Origin of the sequence: Nocardioides cremeus (genome assembly GCF_030518195.1) — a bacterium.
GTDB lineage: Bacteria > Actinomycetota > Actinomycetes > Propionibacteriales > Nocardioidaceae > Nocardioides > Nocardioides cremeus.
In genome coordinates this window covers 1-229 of sequence record NZ_JAULSC010000405.1, presented here as the reverse complement: position 1 = coordinate 229, position 229 = coordinate 1, and the positions used below count along the sequence as shown (strand labels likewise).

The 229-nt window shown below is 79.5% G+C and carries 1 protein-coding gene; it reads right to left on the bottom strand.

Going from position 1 to position 229, the window contains the following annotated elements; translation table 11 throughout:
- The coding region (locus tag QWJ41_RS21515; RefSeq protein ID WP_302710541.1) for a hypothetical protein at positions 1 to 229 on the bottom strand (229 nt) is incomplete at both ends.

Sequence of the window (229 nt, the reverse complement as noted above, 5' to 3'; positions counted from 1 at the left end):
CGAGGCTGGCCAGCAGCTCGTCGGGCCGCTGCCACAGGCCGGTGCGCAACCGGCCGCCGTGGCTCCGGTACCAGCGCCGCGGCCCGGTCAACCGGTCGGCCGCGCCGGCGCGGCCGGGGCGTCGGATGAACAGGGTCCGCAGCTCGGGGTGGCCGAGCTCGCGCAGCAGCGCGGTGGACAGGTCGGCGCCGAACGGCGCGGTCACCGGCCACGGGCCCGGGTGCTCGAC